The sequence below is a fragment of the Streptomyces sp. NPDC020965 genome, from assembly GCF_044333555.1.
Taxonomy (GTDB): Bacteria; Actinomycetota; Actinomycetes; order Streptomycetales; family Streptomycetaceae; genus Streptomyces.
The window spans coordinates 205,656-230,878 of record NZ_JBIRRE010000002.1 but is presented as its reverse complement, the minus strand read 5'-3'; the positions used below and the strand labels follow the sequence as shown (position 1 = coordinate 230,878).

The 25,223-nt window shown below is 71.0% G+C and carries 27 protein-coding genes and 3 tRNA genes; 9 read left to right on the top strand and 21 right to left on the bottom strand.

The window, feature by feature from the left end; genetic code table 11:
- Positions 1–5: 5 nt before the first annotated feature.
- Positions 6–1,025: an adenosine deaminase gene (locus tag ACH4S7_RS07905; RefSeq protein WP_398520246.1), complete on the top strand. Its 1,020-nt coding sequence runs from the start codon at positions 6–8 to the stop codon at positions 1,023–1,025.
- 56 nt (positions 1,026–1,081) lie between these two features.
- Here the strand turns inward: ACH4S7_RS07905 and ACH4S7_RS07900 are convergent, their stop codons facing one another.
- On the bottom strand, positions 1,082–1,690 hold the full coding sequence (locus ACH4S7_RS07900; protein ID WP_398520245.1) for a TetR/AcrR family transcriptional regulator: 609 nt from the start codon (positions 1,688–1,690) through the stop codon (positions 1,082–1,084).
- A gap of 108 nt (positions 1,691–1,798) precedes the next feature.
- Here ACH4S7_RS07900 and ACH4S7_RS07895 point away from each other — a divergent pair, with 108 nt between their 5' ends.
- The gene (locus tag ACH4S7_RS07895; protein ID WP_398520244.1) at positions 1,799–2,431 is read left to right on the top strand and encodes an NAD(P)-dependent oxidoreductase; all 633 of its coding nucleotides are present in this window, start codon (positions 1,799–1,801) and stop codon (positions 2,429–2,431) included.
- 101 nt (positions 2,432–2,532) lie between these two features.
- On the opposite strand, the gene ACH4S7_RS07890 is transcribed toward ACH4S7_RS07895, so the two are convergent.
- From ACH4S7_RS07890 to ACH4S7_RS07865, 6 genes are all read right to left on the bottom strand, one after another.
- Positions 2,533–3,684 carry a UDP-N-acetylmuramate dehydrogenase gene (locus tag ACH4S7_RS07890; protein ID WP_398520700.1) on the bottom strand — a complete coding sequence of 384 codons (1,152 nt, stop codon included), beginning with the start codon at positions 3,682–3,684 and terminating at the stop codon, positions 2,533–2,535.
- A complete protein-coding gene (locus ACH4S7_RS07885; protein WP_398520243.1) occupies positions 3,681–4,109 on the bottom strand; it encodes a MaoC family dehydratase in 429 nt (142 codons plus the stop codon). Before ACH4S7_RS07885 ends, ACH4S7_RS07890 begins: the two co-directional genes overlap by 4 nt.
- Positions 4,109–4,561, bottom strand: coding sequence for a MaoC family dehydratase N-terminal domain-containing protein (locus ACH4S7_RS07880; protein WP_398520242.1), 453 nt, complete (start codon positions 4,559–4,561; stop codon positions 4,109–4,111). Before ACH4S7_RS07880 ends, ACH4S7_RS07885 begins: the two co-directional genes overlap by 1 nt.
- A 188-nt stretch (positions 4,562–4,749) precedes the next feature.
- Complete coding sequence (rpmG, locus tag ACH4S7_RS07875) at positions 4,750–4,914, bottom strand: 50S ribosomal protein L33 (protein WP_003956487.1); 165 nt, start codon at positions 4,912–4,914, stop codon at positions 4,750–4,752.
- 97 nt (positions 4,915–5,011) lie between these two features.
- Positions 5,012–5,084, bottom strand: a tRNA-Met gene (locus ACH4S7_RS07870).
- Between the two features lie 46 nt (positions 5,085–5,130).
- Positions 5,131–5,203, bottom strand: a tRNA-Thr gene (locus ACH4S7_RS07865).
- Positions 5,204–5,526: 323 nt separating this feature from the next.
- Between ACH4S7_RS07865 and ACH4S7_RS07860 the strand changes: the two genes are divergently transcribed.
- From ACH4S7_RS07860 to ACH4S7_RS07850, 3 genes are all read left to right on the top strand, one after another.
- A complete protein-coding gene (locus ACH4S7_RS07860) occupies positions 5,527–6,747 on the top strand; it encodes an amidohydrolase family protein (RefSeq protein ID WP_398520241.1) in 1,221 nt (406 codons plus the stop codon).
- Between the two features lie 286 nt (positions 6,748–7,033).
- Entirely contained in the window at positions 7,034–7,690 is a 657-nt protein-coding gene (locus tag ACH4S7_RS07855) for an SDR family oxidoreductase (RefSeq protein ID WP_398520240.1), read from the top strand.
- 105 nt (positions 7,691–7,795) lie between these two features.
- Positions 7,796–8,302 (top strand): GyrI-like domain-containing protein, encoded by a 507-nt coding sequence (locus ACH4S7_RS07850; RefSeq protein ID WP_398520239.1) that lies wholly within the window; start codon positions 7,796–7,798, stop codon positions 8,300–8,302.
- A 96-nt stretch (positions 8,303–8,398) separates the two neighbouring features.
- Here the strand turns inward: ACH4S7_RS07850 and ACH4S7_RS07845 are convergent.
- Positions 8,399–8,480, bottom strand: a tRNA-Tyr gene (locus tag ACH4S7_RS07845).
- Positions 8,481–8,672: 192 nt separating this feature from the next.
- On the opposite strand from ACH4S7_RS07845, the gene ACH4S7_RS07840 reads away from it, so the two are divergent.
- From ACH4S7_RS07840 to ACH4S7_RS07830, 3 genes are all read left to right on the top strand, one after another.
- Positions 8,673–9,161, top strand: coding sequence for a YajQ family cyclic di-GMP-binding protein (locus ACH4S7_RS07840; protein WP_398520238.1), 489 nt, complete (start codon positions 8,673–8,675; stop codon positions 9,159–9,161).
- Positions 9,162–9,484: 323 nt separating this feature from the next.
- Positions 9,485–10,051, top strand: a complete 567-nt coding sequence (locus ACH4S7_RS07835; RefSeq protein ID WP_398520699.1) for a methylated-DNA--[protein]-cysteine S-methyltransferase — start codon at positions 9,485–9,487, stop codon at positions 10,049–10,051.
- Positions 10,048–10,776: an alpha-ketoglutarate-dependent dioxygenase AlkB family protein gene (locus ACH4S7_RS07830; protein ID WP_398520237.1), complete on the top strand. Its 729-nt coding sequence runs from the start codon at positions 10,048–10,050 to the stop codon at positions 10,774–10,776. Before ACH4S7_RS07835 ends, ACH4S7_RS07830 begins: the two co-directional genes overlap by 4 nt.
- 25 nt (positions 10,777–10,801) lie before the next feature.
- On the opposite strand, the gene ACH4S7_RS07825 is transcribed toward ACH4S7_RS07830, so the two are convergent.
- The 13 genes from ACH4S7_RS07825 to ACH4S7_RS07765 all read right to left on the bottom strand — a co-directional run bounded on the left by ACH4S7_RS07825 (position 10,802) and on the right by ACH4S7_RS07765 (position 23,448).
- Positions 10,802–11,359 (bottom strand): SMI1/KNR4 family protein, encoded by a 558-nt coding sequence (locus tag ACH4S7_RS07825; protein WP_398520236.1) that lies wholly within the window; start codon positions 11,357–11,359, stop codon positions 10,802–10,804.
- A gap of 293 nt (positions 11,360–11,652) precedes the next feature.
- On the bottom strand, positions 11,653–12,045 hold the full coding sequence (locus ACH4S7_RS07820) for a YccF domain-containing protein (RefSeq protein WP_398520235.1): 393 nt from the start codon (positions 12,043–12,045) through the stop codon (positions 11,653–11,655).
- Positions 12,042–12,902 carry a zinc metalloprotease HtpX gene (gene htpX / locus ACH4S7_RS07815; RefSeq protein WP_398520234.1) on the bottom strand — a complete coding sequence of 287 codons (861 nt, stop codon included), beginning with the start codon at positions 12,900–12,902 and terminating at the stop codon, positions 12,042–12,044. Before htpX ends, ACH4S7_RS07820 begins: the two co-directional genes overlap by 4 nt.
- Before the next feature lie 147 nt (positions 12,903–13,049).
- Positions 13,050–14,660, bottom strand: coding sequence for an NADH-quinone oxidoreductase subunit N (locus ACH4S7_RS07810; RefSeq protein WP_398520698.1), 1,611 nt, complete (start codon positions 14,658–14,660; stop codon positions 13,050–13,052).
- 71 nt (positions 14,661–14,731) lie between these two features.
- Entirely contained in the window at positions 14,732–16,327 is a 1,596-nt protein-coding gene (locus ACH4S7_RS07805; RefSeq protein WP_398520233.1) for a NuoM family protein, read from the bottom strand.
- Between the two features lie 3 nt (positions 16,328–16,330).
- The gene (locus tag ACH4S7_RS07800) at positions 16,331–18,343 is read right to left on the bottom strand and encodes an NADH-quinone oxidoreductase subunit L (RefSeq protein ID WP_398520232.1); all 2,013 of its coding nucleotides are present in this window, start codon (positions 18,341–18,343) and stop codon (positions 16,331–16,333) included.
- Positions 18,340–18,720, bottom strand: coding sequence for an NADH-quinone oxidoreductase subunit NuoK (gene nuoK / locus ACH4S7_RS07795; protein WP_398520231.1), 381 nt, complete (start codon positions 18,718–18,720; stop codon positions 18,340–18,342). Before nuoK ends, ACH4S7_RS07800 begins: the two co-directional genes overlap by 4 nt.
- Positions 18,720–19,370, bottom strand: a complete 651-nt coding sequence (locus ACH4S7_RS07790; RefSeq protein ID WP_398520230.1) for an NADH-quinone oxidoreductase subunit J — start codon at positions 19,368–19,370, stop codon at positions 18,720–18,722. Before ACH4S7_RS07790 ends, nuoK begins: the two co-directional genes overlap by 1 nt.
- Positions 19,367–19,972: a NuoI/complex I 23 kDa subunit family protein gene (locus tag ACH4S7_RS07785; RefSeq protein ID WP_398520229.1), complete on the bottom strand. Its 606-nt coding sequence runs from the start codon at positions 19,970–19,972 to the stop codon at positions 19,367–19,369. Before ACH4S7_RS07785 ends, ACH4S7_RS07790 begins: the two co-directional genes overlap by 4 nt.
- A complete protein-coding gene (locus ACH4S7_RS07780) occupies positions 19,972–20,940 on the bottom strand; it encodes an NADH-quinone oxidoreductase subunit H (RefSeq protein ID WP_398520228.1) in 969 nt (322 codons plus the stop codon). Before ACH4S7_RS07780 ends, ACH4S7_RS07785 begins: the two co-directional genes overlap by 1 nt.
- Complete coding sequence (locus ACH4S7_RS07775; RefSeq protein WP_398520227.1) at positions 20,937–22,460, bottom strand: NADH-quinone oxidoreductase subunit C; 1,524 nt, start codon at positions 22,458–22,460, stop codon at positions 20,937–20,939. The genes ACH4S7_RS07780 and ACH4S7_RS07775 overlap by 4 nt, the downstream gene beginning before the upstream one ends.
- Positions 22,457–23,059: an NADH-quinone oxidoreductase subunit B gene (locus ACH4S7_RS07770; RefSeq protein ID WP_398520226.1), complete on the bottom strand. Its 603-nt coding sequence runs from the start codon at positions 23,057–23,059 to the stop codon at positions 22,457–22,459. Before ACH4S7_RS07770 ends, ACH4S7_RS07775 begins: the two co-directional genes overlap by 4 nt.
- A complete protein-coding gene (locus ACH4S7_RS07765; RefSeq protein ID WP_398520225.1) occupies positions 23,050–23,448 on the bottom strand; it encodes an NADH-quinone oxidoreductase subunit A in 399 nt (132 codons plus the stop codon). Before ACH4S7_RS07765 ends, ACH4S7_RS07770 begins: the two co-directional genes overlap by 10 nt.
- A 196-nt stretch (positions 23,449–23,644) precedes the next feature.
- On the opposite strand from ACH4S7_RS07765, the gene ACH4S7_RS07760 reads away from it, so the two are divergent.
- Positions 23,645–24,844 (top strand): sensor histidine kinase, encoded by a 1,200-nt coding sequence (locus ACH4S7_RS07760; RefSeq protein WP_398520224.1) that lies wholly within the window; start codon positions 23,645–23,647, stop codon positions 24,842–24,844.
- The last annotated feature ends 379 nt before the right edge of the window (positions 24,845–25,223 follow it).

Sequence of the window (25,223 nt, the reverse complement as noted above, 5' to 3'; positions counted from 1 at the left end):
CTGGGATGGAGCACGTACGCGACGTAAGCCGGCTACCCAAGGCCCATCTGCATCTGCACTTCACCGGGTCGATGCGCCCCGCCACCCTCCTCGAACTGGCCGACAAATACGGCGTTCATCTTCCTGACGCGCTGACCAGCGGCGAACCCCCCAAGCTCCGCGCCACCGACGAGCGCGGCTGGTTCCGGTTCCAGCGTCTCTATGACATCGCACGGTCCTGTCTGCGCTCCCCCGAGGACATCCAGCGGCTGGTCAGGGAGGCCGCCGAGGAGGATGTCCGGGACGGCTCCGGCTGGCTGGAGATACAGGTCGACCCCACCTCGTACTCGCCGATGCTCGGGGGTCTGATCCCGGCGCTCGAGGTCATCCTGGACGCGGCGGAGAGCGCGGGCCGGGAGACCGGGCTCGGGATCCGGGTGCTGGTCGCGGCCAACCGGATGAAGCATCCGCTGGACGCCCGCACGCTGGCGCGGCTCGCGGTCCGGTACGCGGACCGGGGCATCGTCGGTTTCGGCCTCTCCAACGACGAACGCCGTGGCATGGCGCGCGATTTCGACCGTGCCTTCGCCATCGCGCGGGACGGTGGACTCCTCGCGGCGCCGCACGGTGGCGAGCTGTCCGGCCCCGCGTCCGTACGGGACTGTCTGGACGATCTGAGCGCCTCGCGGATCGGTCACGGCGTCCGGGCGGCCGAGGACCCGCGGCTGCTGCGCGAGCTCGCCGACCGCGGGGTGACCTGTGAGGTGTGCCCGGCGTCCAATGTGGCACTGGGCGTCTACGAGAAGCCCGCGGACGTACCGCTGCGGACGCTGTTCGAGGCCGGGGTGCCGATGGCGCTCGGCGCGGACGATCCGCTGCTCTTCGGGTCGCGGCTGGCCGCCCAGTACGAGTTCGCGCGGGTCCACCACGGCTTCACCGACCCGGAGCTGGCCGAGCTGGCGCGGCAGTCGGTGCGCGGCTCCGCGGCGCCGGAGAACGTCAGGAAGGAACTGCTGGCCGGGATCGACGACTGGCTGGCCGGCTGATCCGGGTCTGATCCGTACGGACCGGACCGGGCCGCCTTGGGCTGCCTTGAGCCGCCTCAGCTCGGCGCGGGTCGGCCGATGCCGGCCAGGACCGTACGGACCAGTCCCGCCGCGAACGCGTCGAGCGGCGGCGCCGGCACACCGCCCTCACTGTCGTCGTAGGCGAAGGCCCGGTGGGTGCAGGCGCCCAGCAGGAGCGCGGCGGCGGCGGCGGTGTCCGCGTCCGCCGCGATCCGGCCCGCGTGCCGCTCGGCGCGGAGATAGGCGTCCAGACCCTGGATCGGCCGGTGCGGCCCGGTGCCCATCGCGCGCAGGGCGGCCTCGTGGCGGGCCTTGAGCGGGGGGTCCGCGTAGAGCGCGGCGGCGATCGGGAAGGTCTCGGCGTAGAAGAGCGCGGCCCGGCGCACGACGTCGGTGAGGTTCTCCTCCAGGTCGCCCTCGCCGGGACTGGCGGTGAGCCGGCTCAACAGGGGGCCCAGCTTCGGCAGCCGTTCGTCGAGTACGGCGATGAACAACTCCTCCTTGCTCGCGAAGCTCTTGTAGAGCGCCGCCTCCGAGCAGCCGGCCGCCCGGGCGATCTCCTTGGTGGTGGTCCGGGCGAGACCGAGGCTGAGCATGAGGGCGTGCGCGGCGTCGAGGATGCGCGCGCGGGCCGGTTTCTGCATGGTTCCTCCGACGGCGGCCCCGGGGCGCGCGATATGGGTTGACGGGTGGGTGAGTGTTTACCCACCATAGAGGTAAGTGAACACTCACCCACCTTGGAGATGCGACCCATGAGAATCACGGTTTTCGGCGCGACCGGTGGTGTCGGTCAGGAGATCGTCCAACAGGCGCTGACGGCGGGACACGAAGTGACGGCGGTGGTGCGGGACCCCGCGCGGCTCACCGTCACCGGCCCCGGCCTCACGGTGTTCCCGGCCGATCTGTCCCGGCCCGAGACCCTCCGCGGGGCGGTCGAGGGGCGGGACGCGGTGCTCTCGGGCCTGGGGCCGCGGAGGACCTCGGACGCCGGGATCGCGTCCCGACTGACCCGCTCGGTGCTCACCGCGATGGAGGCGGCGGACAGCCGCCGGCTGCTGGTGGTCTCCGCTTCCCCGCTGGCCGGTTCGCCCGCGGGCGAACCGCTGCTCGACCGGGCGATGACCGCGGTGGTCTCCCGGGTGCTGCGGCGGCTGTACGACGACCTCCGGGTGACCGAGGCGGAACTCGCCCGCAGCGCCGTCGACTGGACGTCCGTACGCCCTCCCCGGCTGCTGAACAGGCCGCTGACCGGCGTCTACCGGACGGCCGTCGGGGGCAATCCGCGCGGCGCCCGGATCATCGGCCGCGCCGATGTGGCCCACGCGATGCTCGCGATGGTGGACGACCCGGCGACGGTGCGGCAGGCCGTGGGCGTGGCGTACTGACACTCCTGCCGTGCCCTGCCCCTGCCTTGCCGGCCGCCTCCGGCTCCGGGCGCTCCGGAGGGTGGGGCCGGGGTGGATCAGCCGCGCCGGGAGAGGGGGGGTCAGCCGTCCTGGAGGCTGACGCCGACCGTGACCGGCTCGTTGACCAGGGTGATCCCGAACGCCTCGCGCACGCCCGCCACGACCTCACGGGCGAGCGCGAGCAGATCCTCGGTGGTGGCCTCGCCCCTATTGGTGAGCGCGAGCGTGTGCTTGGTGGAGATACGGGCGGGGCCGGCGCCGTATCCCTTGGTGAAGCCCGCCCTGTCGATGAGCCAGGCCGCCGACGTCTTGGTCCGTCCGTCGCCGGCCGGGTAGGCGGGCGGCACGGTCTCGGCGCCGAGACGGGCGTGGACGCGGTCGACGAAGGCCGCGTACTCCCCGGCATCCAGGATCGGGTTGGTGAAGAAGGAACCGGCCGACCACGTGTCGTGGTCCTCCGGGTCCAGCACCATGCCCTTGCCCGCGCGCAGTGCCAGCACCGCCCGGCGGACCGTGGCCAGCTCCTGGCGGTCACCGGGGGCGACACCGAGCACCCGAGCGGTCTCGGCGTACTTGATGGGCGCGGAGAGTCCGTCCGCGTCCTCCAGTCCGAAGCGGACCCGGAGGACGACATGGCGGTCGGGCTCCCGCTTGAAGCGGCTGTGGCGGTACGAGAAGTCGCACTCGGCGTTGGAGAGGGTGACCGTCTCCCCGGTGCGGCGGTCGTAGGCGACGACCTCGGTGATCGTCGCGGAGACCTCCTGGCCGTACGCGCCGACGTTCTGGATGGGGGTCGCGCCCGCGGAGCCGGGGATGCCGGCCAGGCACTCGATGCCCGCGAGCCCGGCTTCGACGGTGCGGGCGACGGCGTCCGTCCAGACCTCGCCGGCCGCCAGCTCCAGTCCGGTGCCGTCGAGCCGGAAACCGCGGGTGGCGACGCGCAGGGCCGTTCCGTCGAAGCCCTTGTCGCCGATGACCAGATTGCTGCCGCCGCCGACGATCAGCAGCGGGGTCCCGGCGTCGTCCGCCGCGCGCACTGCGGCGATCACCTCGTCGTCGGTGGTGGCGGTGACGAGCCGAGTGGCGGGGCCGCCGAGCCGGAAGGTGGTCAGGGGGGCGAGGGGGGCGTCCTGGAGTTCCTGCACGGCAATAAGGGTACGGTCCGTGGCCCCGCGTTTCGGGCGGGGGCCACGGACCGTCCGCGTACGTGGAGGTGAGGGTTCCGGGCTCAGGCGAGCCGGACGACCGCGCGGGCCATGCCCAGTACCTTGTCCGTGCCGCTGATCGCCGTCAGATCGACCCGTACCCGGTTGTCGTCCAGCAGCGCGGCGACCTTGCCGGTGACCGCGATCGACGCGCCCTTCTCGTCGTCCGGCACCACGACCGGCTTGGTGAACTTGACGCCGTACTCAACGACAGCGCCCGGGTCCCCGACCCAGTCCGTCACGACCCGGATCGCCTCGGCCATGGTGAACATGCCGTGGGCGATCACATCGGGGAGGCCGACCTCCCGGGCGAACCTCTCGTTCCAGTGGATCGGGTTGAAGTCGCCCGACGCACCCGCGTACCGGACCAGCGTGGCGCGGGTCACCGTGAAGTCCTGGGCCGGCAGCTCGGTGCCGACCTCGACATCACCGTAAGAGATCTTCGCCGTCATCACGCCTCCTCGGCGGCGCGCGCCACCAGCCTGGTCCACGCGGTCACCACGTGTTCACCGGATTCGTCGTGCACCTCGCCACGGATGTCCACGACGTCATTGCCCGCGAGGAATTTGATGCTCTCGATCGTGGAAACGACCGTCAGCCGGTCCCCCGCGCGCAGCGGCCGGGTGTAGGCGAATTTCTGCTCGCGGTGCACCACCCGGTCGTAGTCCAGGCCCAGCAGCGGGTCCTGGATGACCACACCGGCGGCCTGGAATGTGATCACGAAGGCGAAAGTCGGTGGAGCGATCACCTCGGGGTGTCCGAGCGCCTTGGCGGCCTCGGGATCGAGATAGGCGGGATTACCGTCGCCCACCGCCTCCGCGAACTCGCGGATCTTCTCCCGGCCGACCTCATAGGGCGAGGTGGGGGGATAACTACGCCCCACGAAGGACTGGTCGAGCGCCATGGGCTGGCTCCTCCTGACGAACCTCACGAATGGACCTGATGATCGAATGACCCGATGGCACGGGGAAGGCCGCGAGCCGGCCGCCCATCGATCGCTGACCGATGGCGGGTGGGTCGGGGAATCCGTGTCACACGGGAAACGACACGAGGCCGCCCCCAGGTGGGGACGGCCTCGTGTACGAGCCTGTTTTAGCGCGTTTCGCGGTGCGCCGTGTGCGAGTTGCAGCGCGGGCAGTGCTTCTTCATCTCCAGTCGGTCCGGGTTGTTACGCCGGTTCTTCTTGGTGATGTAGTTCCGCTCCTTGCACTCCACGCAGGCCAGCGTGATCTTCGGGCGGACGTCGGTGGCAGCCACGTGAGTGCTCCTTGGACGGACGGATGGGCTTTGAATAAGACAAACGCATAAAAGAGTAGCCGATCGGAGGACCGACCCCACAATCGGCTACTGTGTGTAGCGGTGACCGGACTTGAACCGGTGACACAGCGATTATGAGCCGCTTGCTCTACCGACTGAGCTACACCGCTGCGATACCGAATCTCCTCGCCCGAAGACGAGGATCTCCGACATCAGAGCCCCAATACGGAATCGAACCGTAGACCTTCTCCTTACCATGGAGACGCTCTACCGACTGAGCTATTGGGGCGAGCGATGAAGACATTACACGGTCGGCCGCCGATCGCCCAAATCCGTTTCGTCGCCCCCTGTCCGGCATCGCCCCCGGCCCTGACGCGGCAGGGCCGGACGCCCTTATGGGGCCCGGCCACAGCCGCCCCGTACGCCACTCGCGCTTGCTGCGGAGGTCAGCCGCAACCGTCTCCGTCGGGCACCACACGCGGCCACGCCGGTACGACTATTCCGCTCTTCCTCGAAGCCTGCCCGGAGCGCCCCTAGGCTCGGCTGACGCTGCGTGATCTTCGCCACCATCGACCACGCGGCCCGAGCCCGACCTCCCCCCGCAGGAGCGCGATGCCCGACAGCCAGCCGCAGCCCTCCGACGGCGCGACCGCGGACAGCACCGCGCTGCTGCTCCGCGGCGCCCGGCTGACGGACGGACGCACCGTCGACGTACGGATCGGCGGCGGACGGATCGAAGCCGTCGGCACGGCGGGCAGCCTCGCCCCGCACTCCGCCCGGCTGGACCTCACCGGCTATCTGCTGCTGCCCGCGCCCGCCGAACCGCACGGCCACGGCGACACGGCGCTCACCGCCGACTCCCCCGGCCCCGTCTCGTACGCCCGGGACGACGTCCAGCGGCGGGCCACCGAGGCCGCGCTGCTCCAGCTCGGACACGGGGCGACGGCCCTGCGTTCGCACGTACGGATCGGCGGTGTGCACGGGCTGGACCCGTTGGAGGCCGTCCTCCAAGCCCGGCGCTCGCTGCGCGGGCTCACCGACCTGACGGCCGTCGCGGTGCCCCGGCTGCTCACGGGGGTGGCCGGGGCGGACGGTCTTGCGATGCTGCGGGACGCGGTGAAGATGGGCGCGGCGGTGGTCGGCGGCTGTCCGGACGACGACCCCGACCCGACCGGCTACGCGGAGGCGGTACTGGAGACGGCGGCCGAGCACGGCTGCCCGGTGGATCTGCACACACACGGCGCCGACCCGGCCAGGCTCGCCCGGCTGGCGGCGATGGCGGGCGGGCTGCGGCCCGGGGTGACGATCGGGCCGTGCGCCGGGCTCACCCTGCTGCCGCGCGAGATCGCCGCCCGCGCGGTGGACCGGCTCGCGGCGGCCGGGGTGACCGTGGTCTGCCAGCCGCAGGGCGGCTGCGGCGCCGTGGAACAGCGGGGCGTCGCGCCCGTACGGCTGCTGCGGGCGGCCGGGGTACGGGTCGCGGCGGGCAGTGGGGCGCTACGGGACGTGTCCAACCCGGTGGGCCGGGGCGATCCACTGGAGGCGGCGTACCTGCTGGCCTCGCAGAGCGGTCTGCGGGCGCAGGAGGCGTACGAGACGGTCGCGGCGGCCGCGCGGGAGGCAATGGGACTGCCGGAGGTACGGGTGGAGGCGGGGTTCCCGGCCGAGTTGCTGGCGGTGCGCGGCGAACGGATCTCGGGGGTGCTCTCCCTCGCGTACAGCAGGATCGTCGTCCACCGGGGTCGGGTGGTGGCGCGGACGAGCGCCGTACGGGAGTACTGCGACTCGGCGGCCGGGGTGGCGCTCGAACTGCCCCGCCAGGGCCGCGCCTGACGCCCCTGGCGTGCTGGGCTTCGACTGCTTCTGGCTTTGACTGCTTCTGGCTTCGGTTGCCCTGGCTTCGGTTGCGCCTGGCGCCGTGCCCCTGGTCCTGTACGCCTGGTCCCGTGCCCCTGGTCCTGTGCCTGTACGCCTGGCGCCGTGTCCCTGGTCCCGTGTCCCTGGTCCTGTACGCCTGGTCCCGGTGCGCGGCCTCGGGCTGCTGCCGGTGGGGGCACGTTCGACCCGGGTGCGCGCGGGTGTGAGGCGACGCGGGCGCCGCGGACGTACGGTCGGAGACATGCGCATTGTCATCGCTGGAGGACACGGTCAGATCGCACTCCGCCTGGAGCGGCTGCTCTCGGCGGGCGGACACGAGGTGGTGGGCGTCATCCGGGACCCGGGGCAGCGCGCGGATCTGCGCGACGCCGGCGCGGAACCCGTCGTACTGGACCTGGAGTCGGCGTCGGTGGACGACGTGGCGACGGTCCTGCGGGGCGCGGACGCGGTGGTCTTCGCGGCGGGCGCGGGGCCAGGCTCCACCGTGGCACGCAAGGACACGGTGGATCGGGGCGCCGCGGTGCTGTTCGCGGAGGCGGCCGAGCTGGCCGGGGTACGGCGGTATCTCATCGTGTCGGCCATGGGAGCGGACGCGGGGCACGAGGGCAGCGAGGTCTTCGACGCCTATCTGCGGGCGAAGGGCGCGGCGGACGACGACGTACGGTCGCGGCCGGGCCTCGACTGGACGGTGCTGCGCCCCGGCGGACTGACCAGCGACGCGGGGACCGGGCTCGTGGAACTGAGGGCCGCTACGGGCCGGGGGACGGTGCCTCGGGACGATGTGGCCGCGGTGTTGGCGGAGTTGGTCGAGACACCGGCCACGGCGGGGCTGACCCTGGAGCTGATCACCGGTTCGATTCCGGTGTCGGTCGCGGTGAAGGCCGTCGCCGGGGACTGATGTGTCCCGTCCTGCTCCCTCCCTCTTCTTATCCTGCTTTCCTTCGTGACGTCGGCCACGACGTCCGTCATGAGATCTGCCACCTGGCCTGTCGGGAGGAACGAGATGTCTGGTCCCGCTGGAGAACCCACGGTCGAGGAGCGCGGCGAGCAGCCGTACGCGTACATCCGCGGCTCGGTCCGGATGGACGGCTTCGCTGCGATCGCGGACCGTCTGGGCGAACTGATCGGCTGGCTGTCCGGCCAGGGAGCGGGGTTCGCCGGGGCGCCCTTCTTCCGCTTCAACACCGTCGACATGGCGGGCGAGTCGGAGGTCGAGGCGGGCATTCCGGTGGTGTCCCTGCCGGAGCCCGAAGGCGATATCCGGGTCGGCGTGCTGCCCCCGGGCCGCTATGCGACGGTGCGCCATCTCGGCCACCCGGACCAGATGTTCGATGTGATCACGGCGCTGCGGGAGTGGGCGGTTCGGGAGGGCCTGGAGTGGGACATGCGAGAGGAGGACGGGGGCGTGGAGCGCTGGGGGTGCCGGCTGGAGTCCTATCTGACGGACCCGGCGACGGAACCGGACATGGGCAAGTGGGAGATCGAGCTGTCGTTCCGGCTCGCCGACTGACCGGAGCCCCGGAACCGGGCCTGATCACGACCGGGCTTGATCACGAGAATGGCCCCTGGCCTGCGTTTCCGCAGATCAGGGGCCATTCCTATCGCGTGGCGGCGCCAGGATTCGAACCTGGGTAGGCTAAGCCGACGGATTTACAGTCCGCTCCCATTGGCCACTCGGGCACACCGCCATGGGATATCGCCTTCGACAGAACCGCTGTGAGCGGCGCTCCGTGGCAACGACGTAAACGATACCCGATCCCCGACGGTGGTCCGCCACCGGATTGATCAGCCCTCGGGGCGGGCGCGGGTGGCTAGGCTTGGTACGCGGTTCGGGGACTCCGGCCGCTCCGCCACGCACCCGATACAAGGAGCCACAGGACATGGCCGACTCCAGTTTCGACATCGTCTCGAAGGTCGAGCGGCAGGAGGTCGACAACGCCCTCAACCAGGCCGCGAAGGAGATCTCCCAGCGCTACGACTTCAAGAACGTTGGGGCGTCGATCGCCTGGTCCGGCGAGAAGATCCTCATGCAGGCGAACTCCGAGGAGCGGGTCACCGCGATCCTCGATGTGTTCCAGTCCAAGCTGATCAAGCGTGGCATCTCCCTGAAGGCGCTGGACGCGGGCGAGCCGCAACTGTCCGGCAAGGAGTACAAGATCTTCGCGTCGATCGAGGAAGGGATCTCCCAGGAGAACGCCAAGAAGGTCGCGAAGATCATCCGCGACGAGGGGCCGAAGGGCGTCAAGGCGCAGGTCCAGGGCGAGGAGCTGCGGGTCAGCTCGAAGAGCCGGGACGACCTGCAGGCCGTGCAGGCGCTGCTCAAGGGCCAGGACTTCGACTTCGCCCTGCAGTACGTCAACTACCGCTGACCTGCCTTCTCGGCTGACCGGCAGACCGCTGGGCGCGGGCGCGGGCACACCCGCGCCGCGCCCATGGCGAACGGCTCTCGGAGCGGCCCCGAGCCGGGGAGTGACCTCCGGCCGGCGCGGGCCCCGGGAGGCCCTCCCGGGCCGGGTGTGGTGTCCGAATACCGCCAGCATCGGCGGGGCTGGCGGCGCAGACTCGGAGGCGTACGGCGCGGCGGTACGCCGTGAAAGCGTGAGGAGAGGACCGAGCCATGACGATCACCACGACCCAGGCGACGACCGGCGTTGGGGCGGGCACCGCAGGGGCCATGGGCATCACCGGCATCATGGCCGCCACGACGCCGGTGACCGGCAAGGCCACCGGCGAGGGCACCGGTGCGACGACCGGTGCCACGGTGTACACGATCCTCGACAGCCCCTTGGGGGAGCTGCTGCTGGTCGGCACGGAGTCCGCCACCGCCCCGGGCGGCACGGCGCTCGTCTCCCTCTCCCTGCCCGACCAGAAGGGCGCCGCCACCGTGCAGGACGGTTGGCGCCGGGATTCCACCGCCTTCGTGGAGATCTGCGCGCAACTGACCGCCTACTTCGCGGGCTCGCTGACCCGCTTCGACATCGCGTACGCCGACTCCGGTACGGACTTCCAGCGACGGGTCTGGCAGGCACTGGACGGGATTCCGTACGGGACGACGACGACCTACGGCGAGATCGCCCGGCTGATCGGTGTCTCGGGGGCCGGCGTACGGGCGGTGGGCACCGCGATCGGGCGCAATCCGCTGCTGGTGGTGCGGCCCTGCCACCGCGTCATCGGCTCGGACGGAGCCCTTCGCGGCTATGCGGCCGGTGTTGACCGCAAGGAACATCTCCTGGGGCTTGAGGGCGCGCCGGTGCGATGAGCGGCGAGGCCCTCTTCCCGAGAGAACCGGCCGTGATCGCCCCGGGAGCGGTGCATCTGCCGGGCTGGCTCTCCGACGAGCGCGGGCGCGAGCTGGTCGATGCCTGCCGCGACTGGGCGCGCGGCCCGGTACCGATCCGGCGGACCCTGCTGCCCGGTGGCGGCGTGATGTCCGTACGGACCGTGTGCGTGGGCTGGCACTGGCAGCCGTACCGCTACAGCCGGACGGCCGACGATGTGAACGGCGCCCGGGTCGCGGACTTCCCGCACTGGCTGGTGGAGCTGGGCCGGTCGGCGGCGGCGGCGGCGAGCAGCGTGAGCGATCCGGGCGGGTCGGGCAGTCTGGGTGGGGTGGGTGGGGTGGACAGTCTGGGTGGGGTGAGTGAGTCGGGTGTGGCGTACACCCCTGACGCGGCTCTGATCAACTTCTATGACGGCACGGCGCGGATGGGGATGCACCAGGACAAGGAGGAGCGCTCGGGGGCGCCGGTGGTGTCGCTGAGCATCGGCGACACCTGTGTCTTCCGGTTCGGCAACACCCATACGCGGGGACGGCCCTACACGGATGTGGAGCTGGTCTCCGGGGACCTGTTCGTCTTCGGCGGGGCCTCGCGATTCGCGTACCACGGAGTGCCGAAGGTGTACCCGAACACCGCCGACCCGGCGACGGGGATACGGGGTGGGCGGCTGAACATCACGCTGCGCGAGACCGGCCTGGAGCGGTGAGAACGGGCGCACGAGCGGCGCGACGTCAGCGGGGGGCGGTCCGGGCCGTGAAGTCGGGCCAGGGCGCGGGCTCGGTCTCGCCGTTGCTCTCCTCGTACCAGCCGGTGCCGTCGAGCCAGCCCCGCAGCCAGTCGGGGAGGGAGGGCGCGTCCACGTACCAGGCGTGTGCCGCTTCGCCTGCGTTCGGCTCGAACAGCAGGACCGTGGCATCCGCGCTGTGGCAGTCCACGCAGGCGTACATCCCACAGCCCCAGTGGGATATCGGCAGCACTCCGGCGGGCCAGGGCCAGTCGGGATCCTTCTCGCCGCTCCCCCGGTTGGCGAGGTACTGCTCGACGGCCGCGGGCTCGCCCCGGGGCGGTCCGTCCAGCAGGGGCAGCAGACCGTACTCCGGGCCGAAGCCGCCGTCGCCCACCCGGGAGTAGAGGGCGGCGAGCAGCGGGGGCAGCCGGAAGCCGAGCATGGCCTCGGCGCGGGCGACGGTCTCCGCGCCCACCGGCTCGGGGAGCGAGTCCCAGCCCCACGGACGGGTCTCCCGCGCCTTGGCGGCCACCCGGTCCAGCAACTGCTCGATCTCGTTCATGCGCTCATGGTGGACCACGGCACTGACAGCCGGCCCGCGTGACGCGGGTCTCGTCCCGGACTCGGCCCCCCGGCGGGAGCGCGTTACCCGCCCTTCAACACGCGCTGAGTCAACCTCGTCTCACCCGTCGTGCCGGTTACGCGTGGTGCAGGGGCAGCGGGTGACCAGGTCAGCGCGGCTCGGGCGGCTCGCGGGCCTCGTGCGGGCTCGTGCGGCTCGTGCGGGCTCGTGCGGCTCGTGCGGCTCGCGGGCCTCGTACGGCGGCAGGTCAGCGAGTCAGTACGTCTCGCGGGTCAGCGGGTGGCGAAGGGCTGGTCCGAGGGGACGATCTCCTTGCCCAGCGGCATCAGGGAGACCGGGATCAGCTTGAAGTTCGCGATGCCCAGCGGGATGCCGATGATGGTGACGCACAGGACGACTCCGGTGACGATGTGCCCGAGGGCGAGCCACCAGCCGGCGAGGATCAACCAGAGGACGTTGCCGATGCACGAGGGCGCACCGGAGTCCCGGCGGTCGACCACCGTGTACCCGAAGGGCCAGAGGGCGTAGACACCTATGCGGAACGCCGCGAGGCCGAAGGGTATGCCGATGATCGTGATGCAGAGCAGGACGCCCGCGAGCATGTAGCCCAGGAACATCCAGAAGCCGCACAGGACGAGCCATATGACGTTCAGAATTGTCTTCATGGGCGACGACCTGCCATCTGTTCGAGTCGGGCGATGCGTTCCGCCATGGGTGGGTGTGTGGAGAACATCTTGGAGATGCTCCTACCCGGCCGGAAGGGATTCACGATCATCATGTGGCTCGCGGTCTCCAACCGGGGCTCGGCGGGCAGCGGCAACTGCTTCGTGCCGGCTTCGAGCTTGCGCAGTGCGCTCGCGAGGGCCAGCGGGTCGCCGGTGAGCTGGGCGCCGGAAGCGTCCGCCTCGTACTCCCGGGAGCGGCTGACGGCGAGCTGGATGATGGCCGCCGCGACCGGACCCAGAATCATGATCATGAGCATCCCGGCGAGTCCCGGTCCGTCGTCGTCGGACCGGCCGAACGGGATCAGCCAGGCGAAATTCACCAGGAACATCACCACCGACGCGAGGGCTCCCGCGACCGACGAGATCAGGATGTCCCGGTTGTAGACATGCGACAGCTCGTGGCCGATGACACCGCGCAGCTCGCGCTCGTCGAGTATCTGGAGGATTCCCTCGGTGCAGCAGACCGCGGCGTTGCGCGGATTGCGCCCGGTGGCGAAGGCATTGGGTGCCTGGGTCGGCGAGATGTACAGGCGTGGCATCGGCTGGCGGGCGGCCGTGGACAGCTCCCGGACGATGCGGTAGAGCCCGGGGGCCTCGAACTCGCTCACCGGACGCGCCCGCATGGCCCGCAGCGCCAGCTTGTCGCTGTTCCAGTAGGCGTACGCGTTGGTGCCGAGCGCCACGAGGAACGCCACGACCAGCCCCGTACGGCCGAAGAAACTACCGATGACGAGGATGAGTGCGGACAGTCCCCCGAGGAGTACGGCGGTCTTCAGCCCGTTGTGCCGGCGGTGCACGGTACGCCCTCCAAGTGGTGCGGCAGGGGAACCCTTTGCGTGGTGTTGCTCCACTGTTCAGTGGACCCTTCTGTACTGGTCAACGCCAGGCGAAGGACGCTAGTTCCCTTGTGCTCCGGGCCTCGGGCTCGGCCGTACGGGTGACGCTCAGAACAGGCTGGTGGCCGCGAAGCGGAGAACCAGTTGCGGATAGCCGGAGAGAACGACCGCGGCTGAGGCGGTCAGGACGATGGCCAGGGTGACGGCGACGGGGGTCCGCCCGTGGGGCGGGCGGACCGCCACAACGGCCTCCTGGGCGGTCTCCGGGGCTGCTTCCGACGCGGTGTCCTGGGTGCTCTCCAGGGTCGATGCCGGGGCGGTCTCCGGGCTGCGGAAGAGGATCGCCGTCCACCGCAGGTAGTAGTAGAGCGCGATCACCACGTTGATGGCCATGACGACGGCCAGCCAGCCGAGCCCGGCGTCGACGGCCGACGAGAAGACGGTCACCTTGGCGAAGAGCCCGATGATGCCCGGCGGCAGCCCGGCCAGGCAGAGCAGGAAGAACCCCATGGTGAGGGCGGTGACCGGATGGGTGGCGTACAGGCCCCGGAAGTCTGAGATCCGGTTCAGCGGCCGGGTCCGGGCGACGAGGGCCACCACCGCGAAGGCGCCCAGGTTCACCACGGCGTACATGAGGGCGTACGCGACGGTCGCGCCGATCTGGTCGTCGCTGGAGTACGCGGCGGCGGCGATCGGCACCAGGATGTAGCCCGCCTGCCCCACCGAGGACCAGGCGAGCAGCCGTACCGCGCTCCACGCGCGGGTGGTGGACTGGCGCAGGGCCGCGACATTGCCCGCGGTCATGGTCAGTGCCGCCAGTACGGCGATGACCGGGCCCCAGACATCGGCGTACCCGGGGAAGGCGATGACGGTCACCAGGATGAGGCCGGAGAATCCGACCGCCTTCCCGACGACGGACAGATAGCCGGCGATGGGCAGCGGTGCGCCCACATAGGTGTCGGGAACCCAGAAGTGGAAGGGGACGGCGGCCGTCTTGAAGGCGAAGCCGATGAGAGTCAGCGCGACGCCCAGTCTGGCGAGGGTCTCCAGTTGGCCGGGGACCGTACCCATCTCGGCCGCGATCCGGGTGAGGTGCAGGGTGCCGGTCGTCGCGTACACGAAACTGACGCCGAGCAGGGTCACGGCCGTCGCGGTGACGGAGGAGAGGAAGAACTTCAGCGCCGCCTCGCTGGAGAGACGGTCGCCGCGCCGGAGGCCCACGAGCGCGAAAGCGGGAAGCGAAGCCACTTCGAGGGCGACGACGAGGGTGGCGAGGTCCCGCGAGGCGGGCAGCAGGGCGGCCCCGGCCGCCGAGGAGAGCAGCAGGAACCAGAACTCCCCGGCCGGGAGTCTGTTCCGCGTCTCGTGCAGGGAGAGGAGCGCGGTCAGCAGCGCGCCACCGAGCACCAGAAGCTGGATCGCCAGGGTGAAGTGGTCCGCGGTGTAGCTACAGGTGTTTGCGTCGGTGCGCAGACAGAATGTCTCGCGGTCGCCCGAGCGCAGTGGTACGAGGGCGAGGATCGCGACGACCAGACCGGTGATCGCGCCGACGCCCAGCAGCCGCTTGTGCTTCTCGGGGACGAACAGATCGGCGACCAGGACGAGCAGCGCGACGGCCGCGGCGATGGTCGGCGGCGCGATGGCCAGCCAGTCGACCGACTGGACGAGGCTGGTCACGCCGGAGGCGGTGGTGATCCCCGCGGCGCCGTCGAAGGCAATCCCGCCGGCCGCCACCGCGCTGTCCAGCGCCGTGCCGCCGTCGACGGCCACGGTGCTTCCGGTTGCCACGGTCACGACTTGCCTCCCGCGAGGAGCTTCTGCACGGCCGGGTCGGTGAGGCCGAGGAGGACCGCGGGCCACAGTCCGGCGAGGACGGTGAGGGCGACGAGCGGGCTCCAGGTGGCCAGCTCGTACTTCTGGACATCGGCGAACGGCTCCGTCTCCCGCCCGGCGCCCCCTCCAGCGGGACGCGGCACGCCCATGCAGACCCGCCGTACGACGATCAGGAGGTAGGCGGCGGTGAGCAGGGTGCCGACGCCTCCGATCGCCATGAAGACGAGGAAGGCGGGACGGTTCAGACCGGGCGCCGGGTCGAAGGCGCCGAACAGCGCCAGCATCTCGCCCCAGAATCCGGCCAGGCCGGGCAGTCCGAGGGAGGCGACGGCGGCGAAGGCGAGCAGGGCGCCGAGCCGGGGCGCGTGGCCGTAGAGAGCGGCGCCCGTGGCGCCTGCGAGGGTGTCGAGGTCGGCGGTGCCGTAGCGGTCCTTCAAGGCTCCGACCAGGAAGAACAGCAGGCCGGTGATGAGGCCGTGGGCGATGTTAGCGAAGAGTGCGCCGTTCACGCCGGTGGGGGTCATCGTCGCGATGCCGAGCAGGACGAAGCCCATGTGTCCGACGGAGGAGTACGCGATCAGCCGCTTGAGGTCGCCCCCCGCGCCTTCCCTGACGAGGGCCAGACAGGCGAGGGATCCGTAGATGATGCCGACGACCGCGAAGGCCGCGAGGTAGGGCGCGAAGGTCCGCATCCCGTCCGGGGCGATCGGGAGGAGGATACGGACGAACCCGTAGGTACCCATCTTCAGCATGACGCCGGCCAGCAGGACGGAGCCGACGGTCGGCGCGGCGGTGTGCGCGTCCGGGAGCCAACTGTGCACCGGCCACATCGGCGTCTTCACGGCGAGGCCGACACCGATCGCCAGAACGGCGATGACCTGCGTGGACGCGGTCAGCCCCCGGCCGTTGTCAGTGGCGAGTGCCACCATGTCGAAAGTGCCGCTCTGCAGGCCGATCAGCAGCAGGCCGAGCAGCATGATCACGGAACCGAGCAGGGTGTAGAGGATGAACTTCCAGGCGGCGGGCTGCCGCGCCTCACCGCCCCAGCGGGCGATGAGGAAGTACATCGGGATGAGCACCATCTCGAACGCCAGGAAGAAGAGCAGCAGGTCGAGGACGGCGAACGTCGCCAGCGTCCCCGATTCGAGCACCAGCACCAGGGCGACGAACGCCTTGGCGGAGGGGCCCGTGGGGGGCTTGAAGTAGCTGTAGAGCGCGCAGAGGAAGGTCAGCAGCGCGGTCAGGACCAGGAGGGGGAGGGAAATGCCGTCGACACCGAGGTGGATCCGCACGTCGAGCGCGGGGATCCAACTGATGTCCGTCGTGGCCTGCATCCTCGACGGCTGGTCGTGGTCGAAGCCGATGAGCAGGGCGATCGCGGCGGCCAGGACGACGCCGGTGACGGTCACGCCGTGGCGCAGGACCGCCTGGTCGGGGCCGGTCCCGCGCAGTCCGGGCGGGGCGGGCAGCAGCGCGGCGGCGGCTCCGAGGAGCGGGCCGGCGACGATGAACGCGAGAAGGAACTGCATCACGGACTCGCTGATATCGATCACGGCTCACGATCCCGCGTTGACGGTGGAAAGGACGACGGCGGCGATCACCAGGACGACGGAGCCGGCCAGCAGCGCGCTCAGGTAGGTCTGCACATTGCCGGTCTGGGCGCGCCGGACGAGTACGCCCAGCCAGTTGCTGCCGGTGCCGGCGCCGCGTACGTAGGTGTCCACGACCTCGCGGTCGAGGAAGCGGACCAGTTCGGCCCCGGCGCGCACCGGACGCACGAACAGCGCGTGGTAGACGGCGTCCAGGTGGAATCCGGAGGCCGCGTGGCGGTGCAGTGGGCCGAGGAGGACCCGGCCGGGGTCGGCCGGGTTGGGGGCGGACGCGATATCGCCGTAGGCGGCGGTGTGGGTCGCCACCGCTTCGGCCTCGGCCACCGACGGCGCGGCGCCCGGGTGGGCGGCGACGGCGGCGACCGGCGGCGCGGCGACCTGCGCGGCCGGGCGGCGGCCCAGCGTGCGCCACGCGCCGTAGGTGATCAGTCCGCCCGCGAGGGCGACACCGGTGCCGAGGACGGCGGTGGTGACGGTGGGCGCGAGGCTGTGGCCGTCGAACCAGTCGTCGAGGTAGCCGTAAGTCATGCCGAAGCCAAGGGAGGGGATGGCGAGCACCCAGAGCACTGAGGTCATGGCGAGGGGTTCACGGCCGTGGTCGGGGGCCTCGGCGCCCCGGCCCCGGAAGACCAGCAGCCACAACCGGGTCGCGTACGCGGCGGTGAGGAGGGCGGCCAGCAGACCGGCGATCAGCACGATCCAGCCCGCCGCGACGGGGGCGATGCCGGACTCGCCGAGCGCGGTGTGCTCGGCGGCGACCAGCACGGCCTCCTTGGAGAAGAACCCGGCGAAGGGAGGGATGGCGGCGAGCGCGAACAGGGCGACGGTCATCGTCCAGTACGCGTCGGGAATGCGCTTGGCCAGCCCGCCCATCCGGTCCATGGCTGCCAGCGAGTTGGTGCCGGCCGCGTGGATGACCACGCCCGCGGCGAGGAAGAGCAGGGCCTTGAACGCGCCGTGCGAGAGGAGGTGGAAGACGGCGGCCCCACGGTCACCGACCGCGAGGGCGCCCGCCAGATAGCCGAGCTGGCCGATGGTCGAGTAGGCGAGGACCCGTTTGATGTCGTCCTGGGCGAGGGCCGCGAGCCCCGATCCGATCATGGTGATCGCGGCCATCACGGCGAGCACGACGAGCGCCGCCGCGGAGGCGGCGAAGACGGGGAGGAGCCGGGCCACGAAGTAGATGCCGGCCGCGACCATCGTCGCGGCGTGGATCAGCGCGGAGACGGGCGTGGGGCCCGCCATCGCATCGGGCAGCCAGGTGTGGAGCGGGAACTGCGCCGACTTGCCCGCCACACCGGCGAGGAGGAGCAGCGCCACCAGGGTCGGGTGATCGAGGGAGCCCGCGGCGACGGCGTCGAGGATTCCGGTGATCCGGAAGGTCCCGGCGTCGGTGGCGAGCGCGAACAGACCGATCAGGAAGGGGACGTCGCCGAGCTTGGTGACCAGGAACGCCTTCAGGGAGGCGGCACGCGCCTCGGCCGTCTCCCAGTAGTGGCCCACCAGGAAGTACGAGCAGATGCCCATGATCTCCCAGCCGACCAGGAGCACCATCAGGTCGCCGGAGTAGACGACCAGCAGCATCGCGGAGGTGAAGAGGGAGACGAGAGCGGCGTACGACGGGTAGCGCGGGTCGTCGCGCAGATAGGCCGTCGAATAGATCTGCACACAGGTCGCGACGACCCCGACGAGGACGGCGACGAGGACGGCGAAGCCGTCCAGGCGCAGGGCGAGGTCGATGGGGACCGAGCCGGTCGGGGTGAGCTGGGTGGCGGCGTCGATCGGCTTCCCGCCGCCCTGGCGCACGGCGACGACGACCGCGATGACGGCGGCGGTCAGGGTCGGCAGGACGGCCAGGGGGCGGACGAGGCCGGGGGCGGTCCTGCCGAGCAGCAGTCCGGCGACCGCGCCCAGGAACGGAAGGAGAGGTACGAGGACGGCGAGGGTCGTCGTGGTCACGCGGTGGCCTCAGCCTTCTGCGCCCGCAGTACCGCGGCGGTCGTGTCGGGGTCGTCGGGGGTGCCGTCGGGGCCTTCGGCGGTGTCGCGGAGCCGGTCCACGTCCGAGGTGCCGCGGTTGCGGTAGACCATCAGCACGATGGCCAGACCGATGCCGATCTCGGCGGCGGCGATGGCGATGGTGAAGAGAGTGAGCGCCTGGCCGGAGTGGAGGGCGTCGCGGAGCCAGACGTCGAAGGCGACGAGGTTGAGGTTGACCGCGTTGAGCATCAGCTCGACGGACATCAGGACCAGGATCGCGTTGCGCCGGGCGAGCACACCGTAGATGCCGACGCAGAAGAGGAGGACGGAGAGGACGGCGGGATAGGCGAGATGCATCAGCTCTTCCCCTCGGGGTCCGTCGCGGGGTCCGCACCGCGGCCCTGGGCGGAGTCCGTGCCAGAACCCTTCGCGGAGTCCCTGGCAGAGCCCTTCGCGGAGTCCGCGCCGGAGTCCGCGCCGCGCTTACGGGACAGGACGATCGCGCCGACCAGCGCGGAGAGCAGGAGGACCGAGAGCGCCTCGAAGGGCAGCACCCAGTGCCGGAAGAGGATCGAGCCGATCACATCGGTGGAGCCCTGGGCGGGCCCGTCCAGATCGATCCAGGTGGTGCGGAAGGCGTCCACGACCACCCAGACCAGGGCGGCGGCGGCAGTGACGGCCACCGCGAGGGCGACCCAGCGATTGCCGGAGTCCGCGTCCGGTGAACGGCCTATCGGGGCCTTGGTGAGCATCAACCCGAAGAGCAGGAGGACGACCACGGAACCGACGTAGATCAGCACCTGCACCCAGGCGATGAACTCCGCCGTCAGCAGGAGGTACTCGACGGCGAGCCCGCCGAGGGCCACCACCAGCCAGAGCGCGGCGTGCACCAGTTGTTTGGTGGTGACGGTCATGACGGCCGCACCGAGGGTGGCGAGGCCGACGAGCAGGAAGGCGATCTCGACACCGGTCGGTGAGAGGAAGCCCTGAGTGGCGGCGAGCATCATGCCGGACCTCCCTCGCCGGCCGGCGGGGCGGTCTCGGCCTGGTTCTCCGCCTGGTCGGTCTCGGCCCGGGCAGCGGCCTCAGCGGCGGCGAGCTTGTCGGCCGCCTTGCGAGCCACGGCGATCTCCTTCGGCTCCTCGGCGCCCGGATCGAGGGCGGGTGGCGCGGGCACCGTCCACATCCACTCGCGGAGCTTGTCCCGCTCGTGGGTGAGTTCGCGGATGTCCGTCTCCGCGTACTCGAACTCGGGCGACCAGAACAACGCGTCGAAAGGACAGACCTCGATGCAGATACCGCAGTACATACAGAGCGAGAAGTCGATGGCGAACCGGTCGAGGACGTTACGGCTGCGCTCCCGGCCACCGGGGACGGCGGCCGGGACCGTCTCCTTGTGCGAGTCGATGTAGATGCACCAGTCGGGGCACTCACGGGCGCAGAGCATGCAGACCGTGCAGTTCTCCTCGAACAGCCCGATCACGCCCCGGGTACGGGGCGGCAGGTCGGGCTGGGTCTCCGGGTACTGCGCGGTGACCGTCTTCTTGGTCATCGTGCGGAGGGTGACGGCCAAGCCCTTGGCGAGGCCGGATCCCGGGATCGGCGACATTACTGGATCACCACCTTCACGATGCCGGTGAGAGCGATCTGGGCGAGGGCGAGCGGGATGAGGACGGTCCAGGCGAGCTTCTGCAACTGGTCCTCGCGCATGCGCGGGTAGCTCACCCGCAGCCAGATGACGATGAAGGCGAGTACGCCCGTCTTGAGCAGGGTCCAGACCCAGCCGAGTCCGTCGGCGCCCATCGGGCCGTGCCAGCCCCCGAGGAAGAGGACGGTGGTGAGACCGCAGATCACGACGATGCCCGCGTACTCCGCGAGCAGGAACAGCGCGAACCGCAGCCCCGTGTACTCGGTGTACGCGCCGAAGATGATCTCGGAGTCGGCGACCGGCATATCGAACGGGGGCCGCTGGAGTTCGGCGAGCCCCGCGACGAAGAAGACCAGGGCGCCCACGATCTGCCAGGGCAGCCACCACCACTCCCAGGCGTTCAGGATGCCGGGCAGCGAGACGGTACCCGCCGCCATCGCGACCGAGGCGGCGGTGAGCAGCATCGGCAGCTCGTACGCCAGTAGCTGGGCGGCGGTCCGCAGACCGCCGAGGAGGGAGAACTTATTGGCCGATGCCCAGCCCGCCATGAGCGAGCCGAGGACACCGACACCCATGATCGCGAGCACGAAGAAGATGCCCGCGTCCACGACCTGGCCGACCGCGCCCTCGCTCGGGCCGATCGGGATCGCGACCAGGACGAGGAGGTACGGGAGCAGGGCGACGGCGGGAGCGAGCTGGAAGATGCGGCGGTCGGCGCCGGCCGGGACCACGTCCTCCTTCTGCGCGAACTTCACACCGTCCGCGACGAGCTGCGCCCAGCCGTGGAAACCGCCCGCGTACATGGGGCCGAGGCGGCCCTGCATATGGGCCATCACCTTGTGTTCGGCCTGCCCGACGACCAGGGGGAGGATGAGGAACACGGCGAAGACGACGAGCAGCCGGATGGCGACGTCGAGAGCGTCGTTCACGCGGGGTCGCCTCCGGCGTTGTCAGTGGGCCGGTCGTCCTGGGGTCCGTCGGTGGACCCGGACGGGGGCCGGGTGGTCGGGGGTGCGGTCGGGCCGGCGCCGGGGGGCGGGGAACCGGGCGGCGGGGATTGCGCCGCCGCGTCGCGCCGGGGCCGCGCGGACGCATCCGCGTCCGCGTCGGGGTCCGCGTCGGGGTCCGGTTGCGGTTTCGCCTCCGGCTGCGGTTCTGGCGTTGGTTCTGCTTCTGGCCTCGGCTTCGGTTCCGGCTTCGGCTCTGGTTCCGATGTCGGCTTCGGTTCCGGCTCAACCTCGGGGGCGGACGGCGTGGGTTCCGGGCCGGCCGCGGGGGACGGCGGCACCGGGACCGCTGCGGCGTCGGGAACGGTCGGTTCCGGCTCGGCCGCAGGGGCTGCGGGCGGTGTGGCCGGCGGCGCCGGCTGAGCACTCCGGTCGACGACCGGCCTCGTGTCCGTGCCCGGCTCATTCCCCGACCCCGTACCGGGAACCGAGTCCGAGTTTGCGGGGCCCGTGCGACCCGTGCCCTTGTCCGTGCCTTGGCTTCCGCCGTCGCCCGCGTCCTTCTCTCCGAACGCGGGGCGGGCCTGGTGCCAGGGAGCGTCCGACGCGGAGGTGGGTGGAGCGGGCGGTGCGTCGGCCGACGTCGGGACAGCCGGGGCCTCGGGCGTCGGAGCCGCCTCGGGGGCGGGGGCCGTCGCCGGTGACTGACTCGCGGAGCCTTCGGCGGCGCTGCGCGTTCGACGCGGCGGCACGGCCGGGGGCTGTGCGGTCGGGGTCTGCGCGGTCGGGGCCTGTGCGGCAGAGGTCTGCGCGGCCGGGGACTGGCTCGCCGAGCCCTCGCCCGCCGTACGGGCGCGACGCGGAGGACGCTCGCCTGCCGCGCCCGCCGCCCGCGGGGTGCGGGCCGGCCGGGCCGGGGCGGGAGGGAGCTGCCCCTTGAGGGGCCCCCAGTCGTTCGGGTCGGGAACGCCCGGCGGCAGCATCTGGCGCCGCTTCGGACCGCCGTGCTCGGACTCGCCCGGCTCCTTCGCGCCGGGCCACGCCTTCGCGACCCGGGCCGCCAGGACGAAGTCCTTCCGCAGCGGATGGCCTTCGAAGTTCTCCGGGAGGAGCAGTGGTACGAGGTGCGGATGGCCGGTGAAGGTGACGCCGAACATCTCGTGCGTCTCCCGCTCGTGCCAGCCCGCGCCCTTGTAGACCGTGATGGCCGAGGGGAGTACGGGAGCCTCGTGCGGCACCGTCGTACGCACCAGCAGTCGGCGGACGCCGCCGTCCGCCAGGGAGACGACGTGCGCACAGATCCGGAAGCCGGTGCCCGGCTCGTCGACGGCGCTCAACCAGTCGAAGTAAGTGCAGGACAACTCGGTCCGCGCGGTCTCCAGCGCGGTGATCCAGGAGTCGGCCGGAACGTCGACCGTGAGGAGGTCGTAGGCGTGTTCGGCGGTGGCCGCCGCGCCGAAGATCTCGGTGACGGCGTCCGGGAGGCGGTCGTACGCGCTCACTTCCCCTCCCCGGCCGCCGCGGCGGACTCGGCGGGCGGGGTCACCAGACCGCTCCGCAGTTCGCCCACGGAGGCCCGGCCCGATCCGTACCGCTCGGCCAGCGACTCGCGCGCGATCTTCTCCTGAAGCTTGAGGATTCCCTGGAGCAGCGCCTCGGGCCGCGGCGGGCAGCCCGGGACGTAGACGTCGACAGGGATGATCTGGTCGACGCCCTTGGTCACCGAGTAGGAGTCCCAGTAGGGGCCGCCGCAGTTGGAGCAGGCGCCGAAGGAGATCACGTACTTGGGCTCGGGCATCTGCTCGTACAGACGTTTGACGGCGGGCGCCATCTTGTCGGTCACCGTGCCCGAGACGATCATCAGGTCCGCCTGGCGCGGGCCGGGGGCGAAGGGGATCACCCCGAGCCTGATGAAGTCGTGGCGCGCCATCGAAGCGGCGATGAACTCGATCGCGCAGCAGGCGAGCCCGAAGTTGAAGACCCAGAGGCTGTAGCGGCGCCCCCAGTTGAGGACCACCTTCATCGGCTCGGGGGCGAGCCGGGAGAGAACGCCGAGCCGCTTCGGCTCGGGCAGGAACTCCGGTGTCGGGGTCACGTCCATGCCAGGACGCCCTTCTTCCATGCGTAGAGCAGTCCCACGGCCAGGAAGCCGAGGAAGATGAACATCTCCACGAGCGTCGTCGCGCCGTATCCCGGGGCGGCGAAGACGGTCGCCCACGGGAAGAGGAAGATCGAGTCGACGGCGAAGATCACGTACAGAAACCCGTAGACGTAGTAGCGGACCTGGGTGTGTGCCCAGCCCTCGCCGACGGGGTCGACGCCGCACTCGTACGTCAGGAGTTTCTCCGGCGTGGGGACGACGGGCCGCAGCAGCCGCCCGGCCCCGAAGGCCACGGCGACGAACAGCACGCCGATCACCGCAAGCAGTCCGACAACCGAGTAACTGGCGAAGTAATCCGCCGCGAGCACGGCTACGGTGGGTTCCGGCACGTCCGCCCCTCGCTCCCTGACCTCGCAGATCCTGGTGACGATCTGTTCGACGATCTGTGTTCTGTACGCACGGGAGTCTAGGCCCTGCTAAGGGGACGGTAAGCAGCCGCGTCACGCATCGGGTGGGGTTAGCCCTACTTCCATCCCCCCAGGTACCCCATGGCGCGCGACGGATCGGCCGGGCAGGCTGGCACCCATGACCGTGAGCGAATCCGCCTTCGACACCGCCCCCCGCGCGTCCGACGACGATCGGCCGCCGCCCGTGAGGTTCGCCTTCGGCCGGCACACCTGGAAAGAGATCGCACATCTTCTCGCCAATATGCCGGTGTCGATCATCGGTTTTGTTTACGTCGCGTTCACAATTTCCGTGGGGGCGGGCCTGTCCGTGACCGTGGTCGGCCTGCCCTTTCTCGCCGCCGGACTGGCCGGCGCACGTCTGATCGGCAAGTCGGAGCGCTGGCGGGCCCGGGTCCTTCTCGGCCTGCGGATCGACGAGCCGAGTCCGTTGCGCGCCGCGCGGCGGGGCGAGGGGTTCTTCCCCTGGCTGTGGTCGAGCCTGAAGGATCCGGTCGCCTGGCGGACGGTGCTGTACTCGTTCGTCCGACTGCCCTGGGGCGTGGCCACGTTCGCCATCATGGCGGTCGGCCTGTTCGTGCTGTGGCCGGTTCTCCCCTACATCGCGCGCGGACTGACCAACGTCGACCGGGCCATGGCGCGCGCGCTGCTCTCGCCCTCCAGCGAACTGGAGCGACGCATCGTCGAGCTGGAGTCGGACCGGGGGGTCGTGGTCGACACCGCCGCCGCCGACCTCCGACGCATCGAGCGCGACCTCCACGACGGCGCCCAGGCCCGACTGGTCGCCCTCGCCATGGGGCTGGGGCTGGCCAAGGAGAAGCTACTGGAGGACCCGGACGCGGCGGCGGTCATGGTCGACGAGGCCCACGGCGAGGTCAAGCTCGCCCTCCAGGAGCTGCGGGACCTCGCCCGGGGCATCCACCCCGCCATCCTCACCGACCGCGGACTCAACGCCGCGCTCTCCTCGATCGCCTCCCGCTGCACGGCGCCGGTGCGGGTGTCCGTCGATCTGACGGAGCGGCCGGCCCAGGCGATCGAGGGCATCGCCTACTTCACCGTCTCCGAACTGCTCCAGAACATCAGCAAGCACGCGCGGGCGAAGAGCGCGGCGGTGGAGGTGTGGCGGATGAAGGACCGGCTGCTGATCCAGGTCAGCGACGACGGGATGGGCGGGGCACGGCTCGACGGCGGTACGGGGATGGCGGGACTCGCGGAGCGGCTCGGCGCGGTGGACGGCCTGTTCGTCCTGGAGTCACCGCAGGGCGGACCGACGACGGTCACGGTGGAAGTCCCCTGGCGGGAGCGCACAGCTCAGCACTGACCGCCACCACCTCGCACCAACGCGCGCCCGCGGGCCTCATTCCGTACCGTATCCGGGCAGTGCCCACGCCGACGCACCAACGCGCGCCCGCGGGCCTCATGACACCAACGCGCCGGTGCGGCTCATAACCCCCGACGCGCCGGTACCTCTCTCGCGTCTCGCGTGTCCCTCGCCCCAGTCCTCCCTCGCCCAGTCCTCCCTCGCCCCAGTCCGCGGCTTGATCGGACCCGGCCGGCCACAGCCTCGCCCTCCGCCCCACACCACCCCCATGGTGGGGAAAACCCCCGCCCCAAGACGGAGACCGTCCTCATGGTGCGCCACCGACCCAGACCGCACCCTTGATGTCATGACAGCCCGCATCGCAGAACGGACGACGCCG